Source organism: Roseateles sp. P5_D6 (assembly GCF_054049415.1).
This window is the reverse complement of the sequence record NZ_JBFUMK010000009.1, coordinates 40,421-62,276: the sequence shown is the minus strand read 5'-3', so window position 1 is coordinate 62,276 and position 21,856 is coordinate 40,421. Positions and strand designations below refer to the sequence as shown.

At 67.7% G+C, this 21,856-nt stretch carries 23 protein-coding genes and 2 tRNA genes; 19 read left to right on the top strand and 6 right to left on the bottom strand.

Going from position 1 to position 21,856, the window contains the following annotated elements; all coding sequences use genetic code 11:
- The first annotated feature begins 42 nt into the window (after positions 1–42).
- From ACXJKM_RS13970 to ACXJKM_RS13955, 4 genes are read left to right on the top strand one after another with little or no spacing between them, the layout of a single operon-like run.
- Complete coding sequence (locus tag ACXJKM_RS13970; RefSeq protein ID WP_457353044.1) at positions 43–1,737, top strand: S10 family peptidase; 1,695 nt, start codon at positions 43–45, stop codon at positions 1,735–1,737.
- On the top strand, positions 1,734–2,654 hold the full coding sequence (locus ACXJKM_RS13965) for an alpha/beta hydrolase (protein WP_457324681.1): 921 nt from the start codon (positions 1,734–1,736) through the stop codon (positions 2,652–2,654). Before ACXJKM_RS13970 ends, ACXJKM_RS13965 begins: the two co-directional genes overlap by 4 nt.
- Positions 2,651–3,508: a YbgC/FadM family acyl-CoA thioesterase gene (locus ACXJKM_RS13960; protein WP_457353042.1), complete on the top strand. Its 858-nt coding sequence runs from the start codon at positions 2,651–2,653 to the stop codon at positions 3,506–3,508. The genes ACXJKM_RS13965 and ACXJKM_RS13960 overlap by 4 nt, the downstream gene beginning before the upstream one ends.
- Before the next feature lie 54 nt (positions 3,509–3,562).
- Positions 3,563–4,498 carry a hypothetical protein gene (locus ACXJKM_RS13955; RefSeq protein ID WP_457353040.1) on the top strand — a complete coding sequence of 312 codons (936 nt, stop codon included), beginning with the start codon at positions 3,563–3,565 and terminating at the stop codon, positions 4,496–4,498.
- Positions 4,499–4,525: 27 nt separating this feature from the next.
- Here the strand turns inward: ACXJKM_RS13955 and ACXJKM_RS13950 are convergent, their stop codons facing one another.
- Positions 4,526–4,774, bottom strand: a complete 249-nt coding sequence (locus ACXJKM_RS13950; protein ID WP_457353038.1) for a DUF4936 family protein — start codon at positions 4,772–4,774, stop codon at positions 4,526–4,528.
- Between the two features lie 2 nt (positions 4,775–4,776).
- Positions 4,777–5,655 carry a CAF17-like 4Fe-4S cluster assembly/insertion protein YgfZ gene (gene ygfZ, locus ACXJKM_RS13945; RefSeq protein ID WP_457353036.1) on the bottom strand — a complete coding sequence of 293 codons (879 nt, stop codon included), beginning with the start codon at positions 5,653–5,655 and terminating at the stop codon, positions 4,777–4,779.
- 47 nt (positions 5,656–5,702) lie between these two features.
- On the opposite strand from ygfZ, the gene mltG reads away from it, so the two are divergent.
- The 7 genes from mltG (at position 5,703) to ACXJKM_RS13910 (ending at position 10,576) form a co-directional block, all read left to right on the top strand.
- Positions 5,703–6,698: an endolytic transglycosylase MltG gene (mltG, locus tag ACXJKM_RS13940; RefSeq protein ID WP_457353034.1), complete on the top strand. Its 996-nt coding sequence runs from the start codon at positions 5,703–5,705 to the stop codon at positions 6,696–6,698.
- The gene (gene tmk, locus ACXJKM_RS13935; protein WP_457353032.1) at positions 6,695–7,309 is read left to right on the top strand and encodes a dTMP kinase; all 615 of its coding nucleotides are present in this window, start codon (positions 6,695–6,697) and stop codon (positions 7,307–7,309) included. Before mltG ends, tmk begins: the two co-directional genes overlap by 4 nt.
- On the top strand, positions 7,303–8,310 hold the full coding sequence (locus tag ACXJKM_RS13930) for a DNA polymerase III subunit delta' (protein WP_457353030.1): 1,008 nt from the start codon (positions 7,303–7,305) through the stop codon (positions 8,308–8,310). Before tmk ends, ACXJKM_RS13930 begins: the two co-directional genes overlap by 7 nt.
- Before the next feature lie 15 nt (positions 8,311–8,325).
- Positions 8,326–8,766, top strand: coding sequence for a PilZ domain-containing protein (locus ACXJKM_RS13925; protein ID WP_082532892.1), 441 nt, complete (start codon positions 8,326–8,328; stop codon positions 8,764–8,766).
- A 15-nt stretch (positions 8,767–8,781) separates the two neighbouring features.
- Positions 8,782–9,567, top strand: coding sequence for a TatD family hydrolase (locus ACXJKM_RS13920; protein WP_056201658.1), 786 nt, complete (start codon positions 8,782–8,784; stop codon positions 9,565–9,567).
- Positions 9,564–10,238, top strand: a complete 675-nt coding sequence (locus ACXJKM_RS13915) for an ankyrin repeat domain-containing protein (protein WP_457324684.1) — start codon at positions 9,564–9,566, stop codon at positions 10,236–10,238. The genes ACXJKM_RS13920 and ACXJKM_RS13915 overlap by 4 nt, the downstream gene beginning before the upstream one ends.
- A gap of 116 nt (positions 10,239–10,354) precedes the next feature.
- Positions 10,355–10,576 carry a hypothetical protein gene (locus ACXJKM_RS13910; protein WP_056201663.1) on the top strand — a complete coding sequence of 74 codons (222 nt, stop codon included), beginning with the start codon at positions 10,355–10,357 and terminating at the stop codon, positions 10,574–10,576.
- Between the two features lie 51 nt (positions 10,577–10,627).
- Here ACXJKM_RS13910 and efp read toward each other — a convergent pair whose 3' ends face one another.
- On the bottom strand, positions 10,628–11,182 hold the full coding sequence (efp, locus tag ACXJKM_RS13905) for an elongation factor P (RefSeq protein ID WP_056201666.1): 555 nt from the start codon (positions 11,180–11,182) through the stop codon (positions 10,628–10,630).
- Between the two features lie 96 nt (positions 11,183–11,278).
- Positions 11,279–12,310: an elongation factor P maturation arginine rhamnosyltransferase EarP gene (earP, locus tag ACXJKM_RS13900; RefSeq protein ID WP_457353028.1), complete on the bottom strand. Its 1,032-nt coding sequence runs from the start codon at positions 12,308–12,310 to the stop codon at positions 11,279–11,281.
- A gap of 31 nt (positions 12,311–12,341) precedes the next feature.
- Between earP and uvrC the strand changes: the two genes are divergently transcribed.
- The 7 genes from uvrC (at position 12,342) to ACXJKM_RS13865 (ending at position 18,394) form a co-directional block, all read left to right on the top strand.
- Positions 12,342–14,342 carry an excinuclease ABC subunit UvrC gene (gene uvrC, locus ACXJKM_RS13895; protein ID WP_457353026.1) on the top strand — a complete coding sequence of 667 codons (2,001 nt, stop codon included), beginning with the start codon at positions 12,342–12,344 and terminating at the stop codon, positions 14,340–14,342.
- 168 nt (positions 14,343–14,510) lie between these two features.
- Complete coding sequence (locus ACXJKM_RS13890; RefSeq protein WP_157281927.1) at positions 14,511–15,038, top strand: hypothetical protein; 528 nt, start codon at positions 14,511–14,513, stop codon at positions 15,036–15,038.
- A 67-nt stretch (positions 15,039–15,105) separates the two neighbouring features.
- Positions 15,106–15,672 (top strand): CDP-diacylglycerol--glycerol-3-phosphate 3-phosphatidyltransferase, encoded by a 567-nt coding sequence (gene pgsA, locus ACXJKM_RS13885; RefSeq protein WP_457353025.1) that lies wholly within the window; start codon positions 15,106–15,108, stop codon positions 15,670–15,672.
- A gap of 226 nt (positions 15,673–15,898) precedes the next feature.
- A complete protein-coding gene (locus ACXJKM_RS13880) occupies positions 15,899–16,171 on the top strand; it encodes an HU family DNA-binding protein (RefSeq protein WP_056201680.1) in 273 nt (90 codons plus the stop codon).
- Positions 16,172–16,196: 25 nt separating this feature from the next.
- Positions 16,197–16,272: transfer RNA gene (locus tag ACXJKM_RS13875), tRNA-Val, on the top strand.
- A 104-nt stretch (positions 16,273–16,376) separates the two neighbouring features.
- The gene (locus tag ACXJKM_RS13870; RefSeq protein WP_457353023.1) at positions 16,377–18,290 is read left to right on the top strand and encodes a peptidylprolyl isomerase; all 1,914 of its coding nucleotides are present in this window, start codon (positions 16,377–16,379) and stop codon (positions 18,288–18,290) included.
- Between the two features lie 28 nt (positions 18,291–18,318).
- Positions 18,319–18,394: transfer RNA gene (locus tag ACXJKM_RS13865), tRNA-His, on the top strand.
- A gap of 87 nt (positions 18,395–18,481) precedes the next feature.
- Here the strand turns inward: ACXJKM_RS13865 and ACXJKM_RS13860 are convergent.
- Positions 18,482–18,916 carry a hypothetical protein gene (locus tag ACXJKM_RS13860; RefSeq protein ID WP_457353021.1) on the bottom strand — a complete coding sequence of 145 codons (435 nt, stop codon included), beginning with the start codon at positions 18,914–18,916 and terminating at the stop codon, positions 18,482–18,484.
- 102 nt (positions 18,917–19,018) lie between these two features.
- Positions 19,019–19,480, bottom strand: a complete 462-nt coding sequence (locus ACXJKM_RS13855) for an Lrp/AsnC family transcriptional regulator (RefSeq protein ID WP_056202466.1) — start codon at positions 19,478–19,480, stop codon at positions 19,019–19,021.
- Positions 19,481–19,612: 132 nt separating this feature from the next.
- Here ACXJKM_RS13855 and ACXJKM_RS13850 point away from each other — a divergent pair, with 132 nt between their 5' ends.
- Positions 19,613–21,856, top strand: coding sequence for an aminotransferase class V-fold PLP-dependent enzyme (locus ACXJKM_RS13850; RefSeq protein WP_457353019.1), 2,244 nt, complete (start codon positions 19,613–19,615; stop codon positions 21,854–21,856).

The following is a 21,856-nucleotide window of genomic DNA, read 5'->3' as shown; positions in this document are numbered from 1 at the left end:
TGTCTTTGCGCATCCTAGTCCGGCGTGTCTAGACTCGCCGTCATGCGCGCGACTTCACTGCCCCTGCTGCTCCTGGTCCTGCTCGCGGCCTGCGGGGGCGGAGGAGGGGGCTCGGCCCCCACGCCGACGCCGCCTGTCGACAACCAGCCGGGGCTGACCGACACGACGGTCTATTCCTCGGCGGCCGATGCTTCGCTGTCGGGCGCCGTCGAGGCCGCCGCCGTCAGCACCCAGACGCTCACGGCCAACGGCCAGACGCTGAGCTACACCGCCACCGCCGGCCACCTGATCGCGCGCGACGCCACCGGCGCTGCCGAGGCCTCGGTGTTCTACGTCGCCTACACCCTGCCCGGCGCCGATGTGGCGACCCGCCCCGTCACCTTCTTCTACAACGGCGGCCCGGGCTCGGCCTCGGTCTGGCTGCAGCTGGGCAGCTTCGGTCCCAAGCGCCTCGTGGCCAACGCACCCGACACGACGGCGGCGCGGCCTTTCCCGATGATCGACAACGCCGAGCACCTGCTGGGCCAGACCGATCTCGTCTTCATCAACGCAGTGGGCAGCGGCTACTCCCAGGCCATCGCGCCCTTCACCAACCGCAACTTCTGGGGCGTGGACGCCGACGCCGCGCTGTTCCGCGACTTCATCCAGCGCTACCTGGCTGCCAACAACCGCGCCGCCTCGCCCAAATACCTCTACGGCGAAAGCTACGGCGGCCCGCGTACGGCCGTGCTTGCGCGCCAGTTGCAGGAGGCCGGCGTCATGCTTGACGGGCTTGTGCTGCAGTCCCCGGCGATGGACTACAACAGCAATTGCGGCATCACGAACGGGCAGGGCTGCGGCGGCTATCTGCCGAGCTTCGCCGCCGTTGGCGCCTTCCACCAGCTGACGCAGCCCGTGCCGACCGATCTCAATGCCTGGGCGGCGCAGGCGCGTACCTATGCCGACCAGGTTTACGCGCCGGCGCTGCAAGCCTGGCTGGCCAATGTACCGACACCGACGATCTGGCAGCCTCTGGCCAACCTGACCGGTTTACCCGCGGCGCAATGGCAGACGAGCCTGAACGTGTCGGCCGACAACTTCCGCATCTGGCTGATCTCCGGCCAGCAGCTCGGCCGCTACGACGGCCGCATGAAGGCGGCCATCGGCAGCCAGCTCGCCTCGGAGGGCGATGTGTCCAGCACCTGGATCGGCAGCAGCTTCGCCACCGGCATCGCCACCCATCTGCGCGACCAGCTCGGCTACCGCAACAGCTCCACCTATGTCGTGCTGAGCAATGCCATCAACTTCTGGAACTTCAGCCACGCCGGCCGGCCCTTGCCGGACACCTTGCCCGACCTCTCGGTGGCCCTGGCCCAGAACGCCCGCCTGCGCGTGCTCGCCGTCAGCGGCTATCACGACCTGGCCACGCCCTTTCACCTGACCGAGACCGACCTGGCGCGCGTCGATGCCAGCCGCGTGAAAGTCCGCAACTATGCCGGCGGCCACATGAGCTATCTCGACGACGCGACCCGGGTCGCTCAGCTCGCCGACCTCAAGGCCTTCTACGCGAACACGCTGGCCCTGCGTGCCGCTGCCGACCTCGGACCCGAACGGCGAGCGTTGCAGGCTCGACCCTTCGTGATGGTGGATCGCGCCGGTACGCCGCAGCAGCCGGGCAGCGTGGCGCCAACGAGCGAGAACGCCTTCCAAGCCCCGCTGCGCGACCCCTGGGTGCCGCCGACAATGCGGGCCCGATGACGACGCCACTGACCCCACGCATGGCCGAACTGCTGACGCGCATCCAGCGCGCCAAGCGGCCGCCGTTTCACGCGCTGACGCCGCGTGAGGCCCGCCTGGCCTACCGCATGGGCGCAGAGATCCTGGACCTGCCGCGTGCGGCCCTGGCCCGCGTCGAAGATCTGGAGGTGGCTGGCCGGCCGGCACGTCTGTACGCGCCCAGCGCCGACAAGCTGCCCGTGCTGCTGTATCTGCACGGCGGCGGCTTCACGATCGGCGACCTGGAGACGCATGACAGCCTGTGCCGCCAGCTCAGCAACCGCAGTGGCGCAGCCGTGCTGGCGCTGGACTACCGCCTCGCACCCGAGCACCGTTTTCCGGCTGCTGTCGACGATGCCTGGGCTGGCCTGGCCTGGCTGCATGAGCAGGCGTCGGCGCTGGGCCTGGACGGCAGCCGCCTGGGCGTCGGCGGCGACAGCGCCGGCGGCACGCTGGCGGCCAGCACGGCCTTCTTCGCCCGTGAGCAGGGCCTGCCGCTGGCGCTTCAGCTTCTGATCACGCCCGGTACCGCGGCCCGGCTGAGCCATGACTCGCACCGCCGTTTTGCCGAGGGTTATCTGCTCGATGCGACGACCATCGAATGGTTCTTCAGCCACTACATCGACGCCGACCAGCGCAGCGACTGGCGCTTCGCACCGCTGGAGGCCGAAGACCATGCCGATCTCGCGCCCGCCGCCGTGCTGCTGGCCGAGGCCGACCCTCTGGTGGACGAAGGCCTGGCCTATGCCGACGTGCTGCGCGCGGCCGGCGTGCCGGTGCAGCTGGAACTCGCACGCGGCGTGACCCACGACTTCATCAAGATGGGCCGCAGCCTGCCCGAGGCCGTCGCGGCGCTGGACTTCTGCGCCGCGGCCATCAAGGAACATCTCAAGCCATGAAACGCCAGGACTTCCGCTTCTTCGAACCGCTGCGCGTGCGCTGGGCCGAGATCGACGCCCAGGGCATCGTCTTCAACGGCCACTACCTGACCTATATGGACACGGCCATCAGCGGCTATTGGCGAGCCCTGGCGCTGCCCTATGCCGACACGATGAAGATGCTGGGTGGCGACCTCTTCGTGCGCCGCGCGGCGCTGGACTACCTCGCCTCGGCCCGCTATGACGACCGCCTGGACATCGGCGTGCGCTGCCGCGAGTTCGGCAACAGCTCGATGAAGGTCGACGGCGCCTTCTTCCGTGGCGACCAGTTGCTGGTGCAGGCCGACATGATCTACGTCTTCGCCGACCCGGTCGCGCAGACGCCGCAGCGCCTGCCCGAGGCGCTGCGCGACGTCATCCATGGCTTCGAGGCCGGCCAGAGCGTCGTCGACGTCAGCGTCGGCGCATGGAGCGAGCATGGCGAAGCCGCCGGCGCCATCCGTCGCGAGGTCTTCATCGAGGAGCAGGGCATCCCGGCCGACATGGAATGGGACGCCGCCGACGCGAGCTGCCTGCATGCGCTGGCGCGCAACCGCTTCGGCATTCCGCTGGCCACCGGCCGCATGCTGGAGCATGTGCCCGGCGTGGCCAAGATCGGCCGCATGGCCGTGCTGCGCGCCATGCGCGGCACCCAGATCGGCCGCCAGGTGCTCGACGCGTTGATGGCCGAGGCCAGAAAACAGGGCTACCGCGAGGTGCTGCTGCATGCGCAGCTGTCTGCCGAGAACTTTTATCTGCGGGCTGGATTCCAGCGGCGCGGCCAGCCTTTCGAGGAGGCCGGCATCGGGCACGTGGAGATGGTCAGGGCACTTTGAGCGGGCGGGGGGCTTGTGGGTTGGATGATCAAGAAGATGGTTGGGGAGGGGCGAATGAAGCTCGCCATGATGAGTCGGGTTGCGCTGCTGGGTGTGGCGGCAATGCTGGCATCTTGCGGAGGCGGCGGAGGCGGCGCGGAGTCTCCTGCGCCATCACCGGTCGTGTCGGCGACGCCGCCGCATGCAGCGCCCAGCTTCGCATTGACGGAGGCGAACACGAGGTTCCTGCTGTCGAACGCGCAGGCGCTGCAGCAGGTATTCCGTGGTTGGCTGCGTCAGGTGAACCTGGAAATGTCCCTGGTCGGCCCGGCGAATCCCTCCAGATCCTTTTTGTGTGGCCGTGGCAGCATGGAAGTCCACTACCTGGATCTCGACAAGGACAAGGCCTGGTCGGCGGGCGACAAGATCGTCGCCGAGAGCCCCGAATGCTCGGCATCCGATCTTGGCGGGGGAACCACATCACTGACGGCACTGGTGGCGGACAAGGCCGGCCTGAAGGATGCGCGAGTCGAACAGTCAAGAGGTCAGCAGGCGTATTGGGCCTATGGCTGGTCCTATCGATTGGCCGGCAAGCTGCGCTTCGTCTATCTGGACGGTGGGCGCATCCTCGTGTTGAGCGAGGGTGATCTGGAGGTCACGCTCGCGGGTGGCCAGGTGCTGCTGATGCGCAACCTGGCCATCACCTTCAAGACGCAAGAGGAAACCACCGCAGGGCAGTTCGACCTGATCTTTTCGACCGGCCGCGAGGCGGGGGCTTCCATCCAGGTCGACACCCTGGGTGAACTGCGCACTTCGGGAGCCAATGTGGGGCCGGAGCCGGGTCTGCTCCAGCTCAGTGGGCTGAACGGCACCAAGGTGCAGTTGGCGGGACGCTACGAAAGCGGCGTCGGCGGTCGCTTCAAGGTCAGCGCAGACTTCGCTGGAAGCGGGAAATTCACCGAGCTCACCGATGTCGATGACGAAGAGTTCTACCGCTGGTTCAATCAGTAGACGAGGCCGTGGTTGTCGCGGGACTCGTCAGCCCAGCATCTCGAAGCGCTCGATCTTGCGTTCACTCGCCAGCCAGGGCGCCATTGCCGCCGCCACCTGCGGCTCGCGGTGGGTCCAGCCTTCGGGGTAGATCTCCATCCACGTCCACTGCCCGTCGGCATTCGGCTCTGGCCTTTGCAGCAGCTCGATGGGCGCTTCGACACGAGCCTTGCGAAAGGCGATGAGTGCTGCCTCGACGTTGTCGGCGGCGACGCGGTAGTAGACGTAGAGCTGCACGGTCAGTCTTGGGGCGGAATCTCGTAGGGCAGGGCGCGCGGCTGCAGCGTGGCGCCGGTAGCGCTGCCCAGGTGCAGGCTGCCGCCTTCCAATGCCGCGAGCTTGATCTCGGCGGCAATGGCTGTCCGGCCGCCCTTGGACCCACTGCCCGCAACGACGCCAGCGGGCTGCTCCGGGTCTGCGCTGTTAAAGATCTCCTGGCCGATGGTCGCGGGCGCATCCGCCTCGAAAACCTGCAGCCGGCGCTTCAGCGTGCCGCGGTACTGGCTGCGCGCGACGATCTCCTGGCCGGGGTAGCAGCCCTTCTTGAAGTTCACGCCGCCCAGCACCTCGAAATTGATCATCTGCGGCACAAAGGCTTCGACGGTGGCGCCGCGCACCCAGGCCACGCCGGCTTCGGCTTCTGCCCAGGCCCAGTCGTCGGCTGTCATCGCTGCGCCGGTCGGTGCGGGCGCGTTGGCAGGCTGCACGCGCAGCGCGCGACCGATGCCAGGCAGGGCGACCTGAACGGCTTCGCCATCGCGCGTCAGCGTCCAGGCTTCGGCGGCCGGCGCGCCCAGCAGGCCGTAGACCGCGAACTCGGCGCTCGCGTCGCTGAGCTTGCACTTAGCCCGCATGACGAACATGGACAAGCGCTTCAGCGTCGCCGCCAGCGTCTCGGCCGGCAGGGCCAGCAGAATCTCTTCATCACCGCCGCGCCAGCCCACCATCGTCGCCAGCAGCCGGCCCTTGGCCGTGCAGAAGCCGGCCAGGCGTGCGTGCTCGCGGTCGAGCAGGGCGAAGTCCTGGGTCAGCTGGCTGTGCAGGAAGCTGGCGGCGTCAGCGCCCTGGGCGCGGATCACGCCCCAGTCAGAGAGACGGAGTTGGGAGGCTTGGGACATGACGGGAATTATCATCGGCCCCCTTTTGACCGGGCTTTTCACAGGGCATGAAGTGGTTGTTGCGAGCGCTGCTCGTCTTGTTGTTGATCGCAGTGCTGGCTGCAGGCGCCGTCTGGCAGTGGCTGCGCAGCCCGCTGGCGCTGTCGGCGCCTTCGGTGGAGCTGTCCATCGAGCCCGGCACCAACCCGGTGGAGGTTGCCCGCGCGTGGGTCGCTGCCGGCGTGCAGACCGATACCCGCTTCCTCTACCAATGGTTCAAGTGGTCGGGCCAGGCCAAGCAGATCCGCGCCGGCAGCTATGAGGTCCACGCCGGCATCACGCCGCGGGAGCTGCTCGACAAGATGGTGCGCGGCGACCAGGTCATGGAGCAACTGCGCCTCATCGAAGGCTGGAACTGGCGCCAGGTGAGGGCGGCACTCGCCGCCGCACCTTCACTCAAGCCCAAGACGGCGCAGATGAGCGATGCCGAGATCATGACGGCGCTGGGTGAGCCCGGCGTGGCGCCCGAGGGTCGCTTCTTCCCCGACACCTATGCCTACAGCCGCGGTGTCAGCGACCTGACGGTGCTCAAGCGCGCCCACGCGGCGATGCGGGGCCGGCTGGCGGCAGCCTGGAGCAAGCGGGCGCGCGACCTGCCGCTGAAATCGGCCGACGAGGCGCTGATCCTGGCCTCCGTCGTCGAAAAGGAAACCGGCGTGTCTTCAGACCGCTCCAAGGTCGCCGCCGTCTTCATGAACCGGCTGCGCGTGGGCATGCCGCTGCAGACCGACCCCACCGTCATCTACGGCCTGGGCGAAGCCTTCGACGGCAACCTGCGCAAGCGCGACCTGCTGGCCGACACGCCCTACAACAGCTACACCCGCGGCGGCCTGCCACCCACGCCCATCGCCATGCCCGGCGCGGCCTCGCTGCAGGCGGCGCTGAACCCGGCGGCCATCAAGGCGGTCTACTTCGTTGCCCGGGGCGACGGCAGCAGCGAATTCAGCGATGACCTCGCCGCGCACAATCGCGCGGTCAACAAATACCAACGCGGCGGCAAGTGACCGGTCGATTCATTTCTTTCGAAGGCATCGACGGTGCCGGCAAGTCCACCCACATCCAGGCGGTGGCCGACTGGTTCCGCGCGCGCGGCGCCGATGTGCAGTTGAGCCGTGAGCCTGGCGGCACGCCGCTGGCCGAGACGCTGCGTGACATCGTGCTCAAGGAATCCATGGGCTCGCTGACCGAGCTGCTGCTGATGTTTGCCGGCCGCCGTGACCATGTCGAGGCCGTCATCAAGCCCGCGCTGGCCGCCGGCAAGACGCTGCTCTGCGACCGCTTCACTGACGCCAGCTTCGCCTACCAGGGCGGCGGCCGCGGCCTGCCGCTGTCGGTGCTGGAGCCGCTGGCCGATTGGGTGCAGGAAGGCACCGAGCCCGAATTGACGCTGTGGTTCGACCTGCCCGCCGAACAGGCCGCCGCCCGTCGTGCCAGCGCCCGTGAGGCCGACCGCATCGAGCAGCAGGACCTGGAGTTCTTCGAGCGCGTGCGGGCCGGCTATTCGGCGCGTGCGGCCAAGGCGCCGGGGCGCATCGTGCGTGTCGACGCCAGTGGCACGGTCGAGCAGGTAGGTGCCCACGTGCTGGCCGTCCTTGCAGAACGCTACCCATGCTGAACGCCGATCTCCCCTGGCTGCAGGCGCCGCTGGCCGATGCGCTGGCACGGGCGCGTTCGCATGCGCTGCTGGTGCAAGGGCCGGCCGGCGTCGGCCAGCTCGAACTGGCCGTCAAGCTGGCCCAGAGCTGGCTGTGCGAAGACCGTGGCCAAGCCCAACCCGCCTGCGGCCACTGCTCAAGCTGCAAGCTGTTCGCCAGCGGCACCCACCCGGATTTCCAGCTGTTGATGCCGGAAGCCCTGGACGCATCAGCCCGTGAGTCTCTCGGCCTGCCTTTCGAGGAACCCGACGCGCCCAAGGCCGGCAAGGCCAAACCCAGCAAGGAAATCAAGGTCGAAGCGGTGCGCAACCTGCTCGCCTTTGCCCAGGCGACATCGGCGCGCGGCAAGGCCAAGGTGGTCGTCATCTTCCCGGCCGAGGCGCTGAACGGCATTGCGGCCAATGCGTTGTTGAAGACGCTGGAGGAGCCCTCCGGCCTGTTGCGCTTTGCGCTGGCCAGCCATGACAGCGCCGCGCTGCTGCCCACCATCCGCAGCCGCTGCCAGCCGGTACCCTTGCCGCTGCCCGAACGCGCGGCCGCGCTGGCCTGGCTGGTGTCCAAGGGTGTCGACGGTGCCGAAGGGCTGCTGGATGCCACAGGCGGCCGGCCGCAGCAGGCGCTGGCCTGGTCCGAAGGCGGCTTGACCGATGCGGCGTGGCAGGCCCTGCCCAAGCGGGTGGCCCGCGGCGAGGTGGCGGCCTTGTCGGACTGGGCGCCACCTCGCGTCATCGATGCGCTGCAGCGCCTGTGCCACGACCTGGTGCGCCGCAGCCACGGGCAGCGCGGCCAGTTCTTCGCGCCGGCGGCCCTGCCTACGCCCAAGCGCGCCGCACCGTTGCTGAGCTGGGACGCCGAACTGCGCCGCGCCGCCCGCCACGCCGACCATCCGCTGAACGCCGGGTTGTGGATCGAGGCCTTGGTGGCGCAAGCCCAGACGGCCATCTCGGCCGCCGCGCGCTGACTACACTCGCCCTTCATGAGCGACGCCCCCTCCTCCAAGTCTCCGCAATTCCAGCCCAGCAAGGTGAGCGGTAGCCTGCCCTTGCCCACGGTGAGCGGTCAGGGCGCATCGTCCGGCGCGCGGCCCAGCGTCATCCAATTGGTCTTTCGCGAGAAGTCGGCGCTCTACGCCGCCTACATCCCGGCCTTCACGGAAGGCGGCCTGTTCGTGCCGACGACGCGAGACTACAAGCTCGGCGAAGACGTCTACCTGCTGCTGGCCCTGCCCGAGGACAACCAGCGCTATCCGGTGGCCGGCAAGGTGGCCTGGCTGACGCCAGCCAACGCGTCGGGTGGCCGCACCCAGGGCGTGGGCGTGCGCTTCCCTGGTGACGAGAAGACCCGGTTGATCCGCGTCAGGATCGAGGAAATCCTGGGCACTGCGATCTCGTCGAGCAAGCCGACTCAGACCCTTTGATTCCTGTTCCCGTCGATGTTCGTTGACTCGCATTGCCATCTCAGCTTCCCGGAGCTGAAGCAGAACCTTCCCGCCATCCTGGCCGACATGCAGGCCGCGCAGGTCGAGCAGGCCATCTGCATCTGCACGCAGATGGAGGAGTTCGAGGCCGTGCATGCGCTGGCTCTTGAGCATGCCCAGCTGTGGGCCACCGTGGGCGTACACCCCGACACCGAGGACATGCGCGAACCCGACGTGGCGGAACTGGTGCGCCTGGCCGCGCTGCCGCGTGTCGTCGCCATCGGCGAGACCGGGCTGGACTACTACCGCCTCAACGGCCGCAGCATCGACGACATGGAGTGGCAGCGCGAGCGCTTCCGCACCCACATCCGGGCCGCGAAGGCAGCGGCGAAGCCACTGGTCATCCACACTCGCTCCAGCGCGGCCGACACGCTGCGCGTGCTGGACGAAGAGGGCGGTGAGCAGGCCGGCGGCGTTTTCCACTGCTTCACCGAGACGGCGGAAGTTGCCCTGGCCGCCGTCGAACGCGGCTACTACATCTCCTTCTCGGGCATCGTCAGCTTCAAGAACGCCCAGGACCTGCGTGACCTGCTGAGGCTGCTGCCGCTGGACCGCGTGCTGATCGAAACCGACAGCCCCTATCTCGCGCCGGTGCCCTTCCGCGGCAAGACCAATTCGCCGGCCTATGTGCCCCATGTGGCCAAGGCGGTGGCCGATGCGGTGGGCCTGCCGGTGGAGGAGCTGGCCGCCCGCACGACGGCAAATACGCGGCGGCTGTTCGGCCTGCCCGAAGCGGCATGAAGAAGGCATGGATCGCCGCGCTGGCGCTGCTGGCCACGACGGCCCTGCGTGCCGCGCCCGCTGACGAACTCGCCATTGCCGCCGAAATGAACGACGGCCGCGCCGTGCTGGCCCTGCTGCTCAAGGGCGTGGACGCCAACCAGGCTGACTCGCGCGGCCGCAAGGCCATCTTCATCGCCGTGCGTGAAGAGTCGCTGCGCGCGCTGGACAGTCTGCTGGCTTCGCCGCAGACGCAGGTGGACGAAGCCAATGCCCAGGGCGAGACGCCGTTGATGGTGGCTGCCATCCGCGGCTCGCTGCCGGCCGTGCAGGCCCTGGTCAAGCGTGGCGCCGCCGTCAACCGCGCGGGCTGGACGCCGCTGCACTACGCCTGCAGCGGGCCGGACAACGGCGTGGCGGCCTTCCTCATCGCTCACGGCGCCGAGCTCAATGCGCGCTCCGAGAACGGTACGACGCCGCTGATGATGGCGGCGCGCTACGGCAACAGCGATCTGGTGCCTCTGCTCATCAAGGCGGGCGCCGAGCCGCGCGCGGCCAATGAGCAGGAACTGACGGCGGCCGATTTCGCCCAGCGCGGCGGCCGCGATGTGATGGCCAAGGAGCTGCGCCTGATCATTCAGGAACGCCAGCGCGCGGCCAAAGCTGCAGAACCTGCCAAGAGCGCCAATTAGTTCTCGCCCCGGGGGCCGTGTAGGGAAAAGTCTTACAGCGGCTAGCGCGCTGGGCCGACTGTTGCGCCAAGGCGCGGCTGCCTAAAGTGGAGTCATCGTCAAACACGAGGCCCACCATGCTGTCCAACACCCCGAATCTGGCTGACCCCTTCGCGATGCTGATCTCCCCCGCCGAGGTGATGAACGCCATCGAGCGTTCCGACCGCCTGGCGCGCCTGCAGAGCCGCATCTACCGCCCGCTGGACCGCCCATGGATCCCGGTCAAGGCTTCGGCCGATTTCGACAGCGAGATCGACGCCGAGCTGGAAGTCCCCGATCTGTCTGACGACGCCGAATAAAGAAAAACGCCCGCTGATGCGGGCGTTTTGCTGGAGGCCGGAGGCGTCTGCTTAGACGCGCTTGCGGTACTCGTGGGTGCGGGTGTCGATTTCGATCTTGTCGCCGTTCTCGACGAACGCCGGCACGGAGATCTCGAAGCCGGTGCCCTTCAGGCGGGCGGGCTTCATGACCTTGCCCGAGGTGTCGCCCTTGGCGGCCGGCTCGGTCTCGATCTCGCGCACGACGCTGGTGGGCAGTTCGATGGAGATGGCTTTGCCGTCGTAGAAGGTCACTTCCGCGGCCATGCTGTCTTCGAGGTAGGACAGAGCGTCACCCATGTTCTCGGACTCGACTTCGTACTGGTTGTACTCGGTGTCCATGAAGACATACATCGGGTCGGCGAAGTAGGTGTAGGTGCACTCCTTCTTGTCGAGGATGATCTGCTCCATCTTGTCGTCGGCCTTGAAGACCAGCTCGGCACCCGCGCCGTTCAGCAGGTTCTTCATCTTGATGCGCACGGTGGCAGCACCACGGCCACCACGGCTGTATTCGGTCTTCAGGACGACCATCGGGTCCTTGCCCTGCATGATCACGTTGCCGGCGCGGATTTCTTGAGCGAGTTTCATGGTGAATTGCGGTGTGAGGCGCCGGAGATTCCGGCTGGACGGCGCACCAGACTCCAGGAGAACCCGTCTCGGGTTGGCGCGGCAAAGCCCGTCATTCTAGCTGGAAACCCCTAAGAAGCCCTGCAGCTGCGTCAGCAAGTCGGGCTGCGCCGCCAATTGCGCACGCCACCTCGGCGCTTGCTCGGCGGCCTCGTCCAGGCCGGTGAGCGAGGCGGGTAAGGGAGTCAGGCCGTTCCAGCCACGCCAGACCGCGCGCCAGGATGCAGGCAGTTCGGCACGCGCCATGAAGGCTTCGAGCTTGGCGTGGTGGGCGTCGTCGTGCTGGGGATAGATATGCCAGACGAAAGGCTTGCCGGCCCATTGCGCGCGCACGAACGAGTCCTCGCCGCGCACGAAATTCAGATCGCAGGCCCAGAGCAACCGGTCGTAGTCGTCCTGGGCCAGATAGGGCAGGGCGATGGTGCGCAAGCCTGGGCGTTCGTGAACCTGTGCCTGCAGCGGGCCGGGGCAGGCGAGCAGCAGCGTGGGCTCGCTGCCCAGCGCGTCGAGCAGGGCCGGCAGGGCCGCATTGGCATAGGCGAACAGGCTGACGACGCGCTCGCCAGGCAGCGGCGGCCAGCCTCGTTCAGCCAGCCAGGCCGCGCCATCGAAGCCGGCGATCCGCTTCAGCAAACCCGGTTCGCGAAGCAGGCCGCCGGTGCGTGGCGTGAAGCCGGGATAGAAGAAGTGCTTGGTCAGCCCCGCGCCCGGGCCGCTGAACTGCGGTGAGGCGAGGCCATGGCTGCGCTCGACATAGTCCTCGGCGCTGAGGTATTCGAGATTGATCCACCGCGCTGGCCGCTGGCCCGTGGCCATGCGGGCCACGAAGGCCGGCGGCAGTTCGCAGCCAAAGGCCTCGATGACGATGTCGCCGGGCTGCGCGAGCACGTCGCCCTCGGGCCAGGCGCGCACGTCGATGGCGGCGGGACGGTCCGGGGCCATCCAGGCCAGGGCCGACGGCTCGTCGATCCACAGCCTGGCCTCATCGCCGCGCGCCGCGAGGTCGCGTGCCAGCCGCCAGCAGACGCCCAGATCGCCATGGTTGTCGATGACGCGGCAGAAGATGTCCCAAAGCATCGGCGCTCTCATGGCCCGATTCTCCCAGGCCACAATTCCAGCCATGTCGAGTACGACCCCTTCCAACACCGATGCCGGTGATCCGCAGCAGTCTGAGCAGGTGGCCGAGCGGGCCGCCATCGCAACCGCCGAAAAGCAGCGCACCGCCGAGGTGGAGGCCGCCGCGCGCGAGGGCCGCGAAAGGCTGCTGACCGAAGTCAATGCGCTGCCGGCCCTGCCGGGCGTCTACCGCTATTTCGATGCCAAGGGCGAGGTGCTCTACGTCGGCAAGGCGAAGGACCTGAAGCGCCGCGTCAGCAGCTATTTCCAGAAGAACCATGGCGGCACCCGCATCGGCCTGATGGTGGCCCGCGTTGCGCGCCTGGAAACCACGGTGGTGCGCACCGAGGCCGAGGCGCTGCTGCTCGAGAACAACCTGATCAAGACGTTGAACCCGCGCTTCAACATCGTGTTCCGGGATGACAAGAGCTACCCCTATCTGAAGATCACCTCGCACGCCTGGCCGCGCATGGCCTACTACCGCGGTGCGGTGGACAAGCGGCACAAATACTTTGGCCCCTTCCCGAGCGCCTGGGCGGTGAAGGAGTCCATCCAGCTGATGCAGAAGGTCTTCCGCTTACGCACCTGCGAGGACAGCGTCTTCAACAACCGCAGCCGGCCCTGCCTGCTGCACCAGATCAAGCGCTGCTCGGGCCCCTGCGTGCCGGCCGGGCAGACGCCCGAGTACGCGCGTGATGTGGATAGCGCCGAGCGCTTCCTGCGCGGCGAGACCAACGAGGTGATGGCAGCGCTGCAGGAGCAGATGGGCGCCTATGCCGAGCGCTTCGAGTACGAGCTGGCGGCCGAGGTGCGCAACCAGATCCAGGCGCTGTCCAAGGTGCTGCAGCAGCAGGTCATCGAGGAAAGCAGCGCCACGGGCCGCGACCGTGATGTCGACGTGCTGGCCGTCAAGGTGCAGGGCGGTAAGGCCTGCGTGAATCTCGCCATGGTGCGCGGTGGACGGCATCTGGGTGACCGCGCCTTCTTCCCCAAGCATGTCGATGACGCGACTGCCGTTCAGCTCAACGATGAAGAAGTGCTGTCGCCTGAGCGGCAAGTGCTCGAGGCCTTCATGGCCCAGCACTACCTGGCCTCGCCGGCTCCTGGGTTGATCGTCGTCAGCGAGATGGTGGATGTAGGGCTGGCCGAAGCCCTCGGCATCCAGACTGGCAGCCGCGTGACTGTGCAGGCCCAGCCGCGCGGGCAACGGCGCATCTGGCTGGAGATGTGCGTCAAGGGCGCCGAGCTGGCGCTGGCGCGGCTGCTGGCGGAGGAAGGCTCCCAGCATGCGCGCACGCGGGCCCTGGTCGACGCGCTGGATCTGTCGGTTGCCGAGATCGACAAGTTCCGTGTCGAATGCTTCGACATCAGCCACACGGCAGGCGAGGCGACGATGGCGAGCTGCGTCGTGTTTGAGAACCACCAGATGCAGAGCAGCCAGTACCGTCGCTACAACATCGAGGGCATCACGGGCGGCGACGACTACGCGGCCATGCGCCAGGTGCTGACGCGCCGCTACAGCAAGATGGCCGAAGCCGCCCAGCTGGGCACCGGCCGCCTGCCCGATCTCGTGCTCGTCGACGGTGGCCGCGGCCAGGTGTCGATGGCGCGCGAGGTTTTCGAGGAGCTGGGGCTGGACCTCGGTCTCATTGCCGGCGTCGAAAAAGGCGAGGGCCGCAAGGTCGGGCTGGAAGAACTTGTTTTTGCCGACGGGCGCGCGAAGATCTACCTCGGCCGCGACTCGGCGGCGCTGATGCTGATCGCGCAGATCCGCGACGAGGCGCACCGCTTTGCCATCACGGGCATGCGCGCCAAGCGCGCCGCGACCCGCACCGGCGGCTCACGGCTGGAGGACGTGCCGGGGGTCGGCCCGAAGAAGCGTGCTCAGTTGCTGCAGCGCTTTGGCGGCGTGCGCGGCGTGGCGGGCGCGAGCGTGGACGAGCTGTGCAGCGTGAAGGGCGTGTCGCGCGAGTTAGCTGAAGAAATCTACCGCGCGCTGCACTGAAGTGCAGAACGCGCGAACTTGCCGAGGAGATCTACCGCGCGCTGCACTGAGGTGTAGAACGCTTACGCTGCGTTGCATTGCGCTACCGGCGCCGCAGTCGCGGTGAGAAATCCGTCGCACCTCGAGCAGGGGACGAAGCAGAACAATGCGAGCCATGAGGAGAACGCCGTGCCCACCATCGCCCCCTTGAAACGCGCCGCACGCTGGCTGATCGGTCCGCTGCTGGCCGGCTGCGCGGCAACGCCACGTGCACCGGCGCCTGTGGTGCCCACTGACGGCGTGCCACGCGCCGTGGTCCTGGAGCCCGCGCCGCAGCCGTCGCCAACCGTTGTGGCGGCCCCCAAGCCCGCCGGCTTGCCGCCGCCCAAGCCGGTGCGCACCCACGACGAGTTGCGTCGCCAGGCCGCGGAGCGCCTCGTCATGGCCAACCCGGAAGGCAGCTTCATGACCAAGGCGCCCTCGCATGTACTGAGCGTCGTGGTGCTGGAGATCGAGGTCAAGGCCGACGGCAGCGTGCGTCGCGTCAACGTCGTCCGCAAGCCCAGGTTTGCACCGGAAACCCTGCAGCTGGCCATCGACGCCATCCATCGCGCTGCGCCCTTTGGCGACGTGCGCCGCATGCCTGAGCCCTGGAAGTTCACCGAGACCTTTCTCTTCGAAGAGGACCGGCGCTTCAAGCCGCTCAGCCTGAACTGAGGGCTGGCCGCCACAGTTGCGCCGGCGGCGCCCCGGGGGCTGGCGTCGACATGGGCACAATGCTGGCATGTTCCTGACGCTGCCGACTCTGCTGACCTGGGCCCGCATTGTGGCGATCCCGCTGATCGTCGGCGTGTTCTATCTGGAAATGACGCCGGCGCACCAGAACCTGTTCGCGACGGTCCTGTTCGTCGTGGTCGCGTTGACCGACTGGCTGGACGGCTWTCTGGCGCGCAAGCTSAACCAGACTTCYTCCTTCGGCGCYTTYCTTGACCCGGTGGCCGACAAATTCCTGGTCTGCTCGGCGCTGCTGATCCTGCTGGAGCTCGGCCGTGTCAACGCCTTCGTCGCCCTCGTCATCGTCGGCCGCGAGATCGCGATCTCGGCCCTGCGCGAATGGATGGCCCAGATCGGCGCTTCACGCAGCGTTGCCGTGCACATGGTCGGCAAGCTGAAGACGACGGTGCAGATGGTGGCCATCCCCTTCCTGCTCTATGACGGCCAGCTTTTCGGCCTCATTCCGACGCGGCTCTGGGGTACCTGGCTGATCTACGCAGCCGTCGTGCTGACCATCTGGTCCATGGTCTATTACCTGCAGAAGGCCTTGCCGGAAATCCGTGCCAAGGCCCGCTAGGGCGCCGTCCTGGTTCACGCCGGACGCCGAGTTGTATCGGGACTTTTCCCGCCCCGCCCACCGCCGGACGCGCGTCTAGAATCCGCTTCCCCGCGCGCGCCTTGGCCGCTTGTAGTCGGCCTGTCACAGGCTGCGCAGTGCGCGGGATCGACATCTGCATCGCAGTCTTGCGGCCGGTCACGGTGCAGGGCTCAACAGTCCGCTGAATCGTCATGAGGGGGCACGAGTGAACAAGTCCGAATTGATCGAGCACATCGCCAAGCAGGCCGACATCTCCAAGGCTGCTGCAGGCCGTGCGCTCGAAGCCGTGATCGGCGGCGTCAAGACGACGCTGAAGAAGAACGGCACCGTCTCGCTGGTAGGCTTCGGCACCTTCAGCATCACCAAGCGTGCTGCGCGCGCCGGCCGCAACCCACGCACCGGCGATACCATCAAGATCAAATCGGCCAAGGTGCCCAAGTTCAAACCCGGCAAGGCGCTCAAAGACGCCGTGAACTGAACCTTCGGCCAATCCCGGTTTCCCCGGGCGCTTAGCTCAGTTGGTAGAGCACCTCCCTTACACGGAGATTGTCGGCGGTTCGAGCCCGTCAGCGCCCACCACCCGACCCCAGGGCGGCGTCCGCCGTCTCGCATTTAGAATGCGGCTCCCTCGAAGGCGAACCTCGGTTCGCCTTCGTCGCGTTTGATCCTCAAGGCTCCCCGAGATGTTTGAATTCGTCCGCACGCACAACCGCCTGTTCCAGTTCGTCCTGCTGTTGCTGATCCTGCCGTCCTTCGCCCTCGTCGGCATGCAGGGCTACACCAGCATGATGGGTGGTGCCAACACCGGCGTGGCAAGCGTCGATGGCCGCAAGATCACCCAGGCCGAATGGGACGTCGCCCAACGTGAGCAGGCCGACCGCATCCGCCGCCAGAGCCCGGGCGTCGATGCCAAACTGCTGGATACGCCGGAAGTGAAACGCCAGGCCCTCGAGAACCTGGTCAACGAGCGCACGCTCAAGGCCGCCGCGGAGCACCAGCACTTCACGCCCAGCGCTGAGTCCGTCAACGCCCGCTTCTGGAATGACCCGCAGTTCGCCTTTCTGCGCAACCCCGACGGTACGGTCAACAAGGCCCTGCTCGCGGCCCAGGGCATGACGCCTTCCATCTTCATGGAGCGCCTGCGCCAGGACTACGCCGTCCGTCAGGTCACGGCCCCCATCGAGTCCTCGGCTGCCGTCGGCGCCGCCAGCCCCAAGCTGGCCTTCGACGCCCTGCTGCAGCAACGTGAGGTGCAGCTGCAGCGTTTTGACGTCAAGGACTTCGCTGCCAAGCTCAACCCGAGCGATGCCGACGTCGAGGCCTTCTACAAGGAACCGGCGAATGCCGCCAAGTTCCAGCTGCCTGAATCGGCCCAGATCCAGTACGTCGTGCTCGACCTGGACGCGCTGAAGAAGGACGTCAAGTTCAGCGAAGACGACCTGCAGAACTACTACAAGGAAAACGCTGCACGCTATGGCGTGCCCGAGGAGCGCCGCGCCAGCCACATCCTCATCAAGGTGGAGCGCAATGCGCCAGCCGAAGAGCGCGCCAAGGCCAAGGCCAAGGCTGAGGAGATCCTGGCGCAAGTGCGCAAGAACCCCGGCGAGTTCGCCGCGTTGGCCAAGAAGAATTCCCAGGACGAAGGCTCCGGCGCCAATGGTGGCGACCTCGACTTCTTCAGCCGCGGCGCCATGGTCAAGGAGTTCGACGCCGCCGTCTACGCGATGAAGCAGGGCGAGATCAGCAACCTTGTCGAGACCGATTTCGGTTATCACATCATCCAGCTGACCGGTACCCGCGGCGGCGACAAGAAGCCCTTCGAGGCGGTGCGCACCGAAGTCGAGAACGAAGTGCGCAAGCAACTCGCCCAGCGCCGCTACTCCGAGGCTGCCGAGCAGTTCGGCAATCTCGTCTACGAGCAGTCCGACAGCCTGCAGCCCGCAGCCGACAAGCTCAAGCTGCAGGTCCAGACCGCCACCGTGCAGCGCCAGCCGCAGCCCGGCGCAGCGGGCCCGCTCGCCTCGCCCAAGCTGCTGGAAGCCGTCTTCGGCAACGATGCACTGCGCAACAAGCGCAACACCGAAGCCGTCGAGACCGGTCCCAGCCAGCTCGTGTCGGCTCACGTCACCCAGCACAACCCGGCCCGCGTGCCGCCGCTGGCCGACGTGAAGGACAAGGTGCGCGAGCAGCTCGTGCACAAGCTCGCCGCCGAGCAGGCCAGGAAGGCCGGCGAAGCCCGCCTGGCCGCGATGAAGGCCAACCCGGCGGACACCGCCGGCCTGGAAGCTGCCGTCTCCGTTTCGCGCGCCAAGCCGCAGAACCTGACGCGCACCCAGCTCGAAGCCGTGCTCGGCGCCGATGCCGCCAAGTTGCCGGCCGCCGTTGGCGTGGCGGCCGACGACGGCGGTTATGTCGTCGTGCGCATCAACCAGCTGCAGCCTCGCGACGCCGCCGTCATCGACGACAAGCGCGCCGCCCAGCAGTACGCCGGCGCCTGGGCGCGTGCCGAAGGCGCCGCCTATCTGGCCGCTTTGAAGTCGCAATACAAGGCCGCCATCAAGGTCGAGGCACCGGCCTCGGCGGCCAGCGCACCCTGATTTATCGGTTATACTTTTTGGCTCTGCGGTGGCTGTAGCTCAGTTGGTAGAGTCCAGGATTGTGATTCCTGTCGTCGTGGGTTCGAGTCCCATCAGCCACCCCAAATAAAGCAAGGACCTGGAAGCGAAAGCCTCCAGGTCCTTTTTGTTTTTGGGCAGCCGCCGTATGCGCCGTACGGCCGGTTCACGCCTCAGCGCATCGTGTAGCCGCGCCCGTCCATGCAGGCTTCGACGGCGCGTTGGAACACACCGGCATCCGACATCGCGGCCTGCTGCGTCGTCGCCCAGCGGTTGCATTCGCGGCTGTCAGCTTCCAGTTGGACGCCGCTCTGGCCGTTGCGCGGATAGATGATCGGCACGGCACGCGACGGCTGGGTGTAAACCGGTTGCACGGGCTGCACATACACCGGCTGCGGCGGCGGGGGCGGCGGCACATAGACCACCTCGCGCTCAGCCTGATTCGCCATCGCGATCAGCGGCACCGCCACTGCCAGGCCGAGGACCAAGCCACCGAGGCCGGGGCCTCGGTAATGATGGTGATGGTGGTAGTAGCGGGGGCCGGCGCTCGCCAGACCTTGGGCGGCCAGCAAGGCCAGAACAACGGAGGCGCGGACAAGGGTCTTCATGACAGGCTCGCTCAGGTCGAATGCGGTGAACTTAACGCCGCAATGCCTGTACGGTGTACTGCGGCTGCCCGCAATTTGCAACACGCCGTAGCAAATGACGCGTCAACCGGCATAGCCCAACGGCAATGCCGTCGTCAGCTTGAGTTCCTCCATGGCGAAGCTGGAGCTGACGTCGCGCAGCTGAGTGCCGGCGATGAGGCGCTTGTAGACCCTGTCATAGGCGGCAATGTCGGGCACCACCACCCGCAGCAGATAGTCCACGTCGCCGCTCATGCGATAGAACTCGACGACCTCGGGGATGGCCTGCACCGTGGCCTTGAAGGTCTCGAACCAGTCCTGGCTGTGGGTGCTGGTGCGCACCGAGACGAAGACGGTGACGCCGACATTCACTTTCTGCGCGTCCAGCAGCGCCACCTGGCGTGTGATGACGCCCGATTCCTTCAGGCGCTGGATGCGCCGCCAGCAAGGCGTCGTTGACAGGCCGACCTGCTGCGCCACCTCGGCCGTCTGAAGCTCGGCGTTCTGTTGAAGGATGTCGAGGATGCGGATGTCTATGGAATCCAGTTTCATGGAATCGATCATATAAAGCATTGCATGCCCGGTCCGGGCGATTGAAAGCCGGCTTGCGCAAACCGTTTGTGCCCGAAGCTGGCAACAATACCGCCAGCGCATCCCACCGCCGCAGCGGCCAGCACCATGGAAATCTATCTCGACGCCAACGCCACCACGCCCGTCCTGCCGCAAGCCCGCGAAGCCGCCATGGCCGCGATGGCCGATGACTTCGGCAACCCCAGCAGCGTCCACAGCACCGGGCTGAAGGCGAGGGCGCTGATGGACGGCGTTCGGGCCCGTGCTCGCCGCGTGCTCGGGGCGAGCTCGGGCAAGCTGCTTTTCCTCAGCGGAGCGACGGAGGGCATCCAGACGGCCGTGCTGTCGGCGCTGAGCGCCTTGAGGGACGTGCCAACCCGGCCCAAGCTGCTGCTCTACGGCGCCACCGAGCACAAGGCGGTGCCCGAGGCCATCAAGCACTGGAATGCGCTGCTCGGCCTGAACCTGCAGGTGCTGGCCATTCCCGTCGGCCGCGACGGCCGCCATGACCTCGCCTGGCTGCGCGAGCACGCACCGCGCGCCGGCCTCGTCTGCACGATGGCGGCCAACAACGAGACCGGCGTCATCAGTGACCTGGACGGCATCGAGCGGGCGCTTTCCGGCAGCGCCGCGCTGTGGATGGTGGACGGCGTTCAGGCCCTGGGCAAGCTGCCGCTGCGCCTGGCTGAGCGCCGCATCGACTACGCGCCGTTCTCGGGCCACAAGCTCTACGCCCCCAAGGGTATCGGCCTGCTCTATGTGCGCGAAGGCGCACCGTTCACGCCGCTGCTGGCCGGCGGCGGCCAGGAGGGCGCGCTGCGCTCGGGCACCGAGAACATGTCCGGCATCGCCGCCCTGGGCGCCGTGCTGGCGGCGCTGGAGGATGGCAAGACCTTTCGCGATCACGCCACCCTCATCGCCTTCCGCGACCGCCTGGCTGGCGCGCTGCAGCAGGCCTTCCCCGGCCTGGTGTTCAACGCGCCGCCCGAGGCCTGCCTGCCGACGACGCTGAACTTCGCCGTGCCGGGTGTCAGCTCCAAGCTGCTGCTGGACCTCTTCGATGCTGCCGAACTGCGTGTCAGCGGCGGCTCGGCCTGCAGCGCGGCCAAGGCCCAGCCGAGCTATGTGCTGGAGGCCATGGGCCTGCCGGCCTGGCAAGCGGCCGCAGCCGTGCGCCTGTCCTTCGGCCCGGTGGCCGATGCCGCCTTCATCGACGAGGCCTGCGCTCGCATCCGCATCTGTGGCGAGTCCCTGCGCGAGAGCTGCCTGGACCCGAGCGCTCCCGGCCAGGCCCTGCCGGCCGATGGCCTGACGCGCTTCGTCGTCGATGGCGCCTGCTGCTATCTGCTGGCCGATGCCGCCAGCCGCCGTGCCGTTGTCGTCGACCCGTTGCCCGAGCTGACCGAACGCCTGGCTCAGTGGCTGACCTGCCAGGGTTATGAACTCGCCGCCGTGCTCGACACCCACAGCCATGGCGACCACGCCTCGTCCGCGCCCGAGCTGCTCGCCGCCGCCGGCCAGTCGCGCGGTGATGTCGACGGCCTGGGCTGGCCAATCGGCGCCGACGCCATCGCGCTGGGCACCTCCCGGCTGAGCCGCATGCCGATTCCCGGCCACACCCAGGACTCGACGGCCTATCTGCTGTACGACGCGGGCGGATTGCGCCTGGCCTTCGTCGGCGACACCGTCATGCCCGGCGCCCTGGGCCGCAGTGACTTCGAACAGAGCGCGCCGCTGGCCTACGGCAGCTCGCTGGGCCGCCTGGAAAAGGCCGTCGGCCCCCACGCCCTGCTGCTGCCCGGTCACGACTACGACGACCGTTTCGCCAGCACGCTGGCCGTGGAATGCGTGGCCCAGCCGCTGCTGGGCGACGTGCTCAGTGGCCGCATCGATGGCGCTGGTTTCGCGGCCGCCAAGGCCCAGCTCGAGCAGGGCCTGGCCCTGACCGAATACCAGACCGTGGCCTGCGGCGCGCGCGTCGACAGCGCCTGCCCGCTTGCTTCAAGCGAGATGAGCCTGGACGAACTGAATGACCTGCTGCGCGAGCACCCGCAGCTTCTGCTCGTCGATGTGCGCGAGCCCTACGAGCAGCGCCTGGGCCAGGCGCCCGAGCTCGGCGCGGGCGTGCGCCGCGAGGCCGTGCCGCTGTCGGGCCTGCCCAATGCGCTGGCCCGCTGGCTGACCCTGCCGGCCGAGACACCCATCGTCTTCTTCTGCCGCAGCGGCAACCGCAGCGCGCAAGCCGCGCAGGCCCTGCGGCGGCTTGGGCATGAGCAGGCCTGGAGCCTGGGCGGTGGCCTGGCGCTGTGGCCGCGGGCGCTGGCCGGTGCCGACGCCGCGCTCGCCATCTGA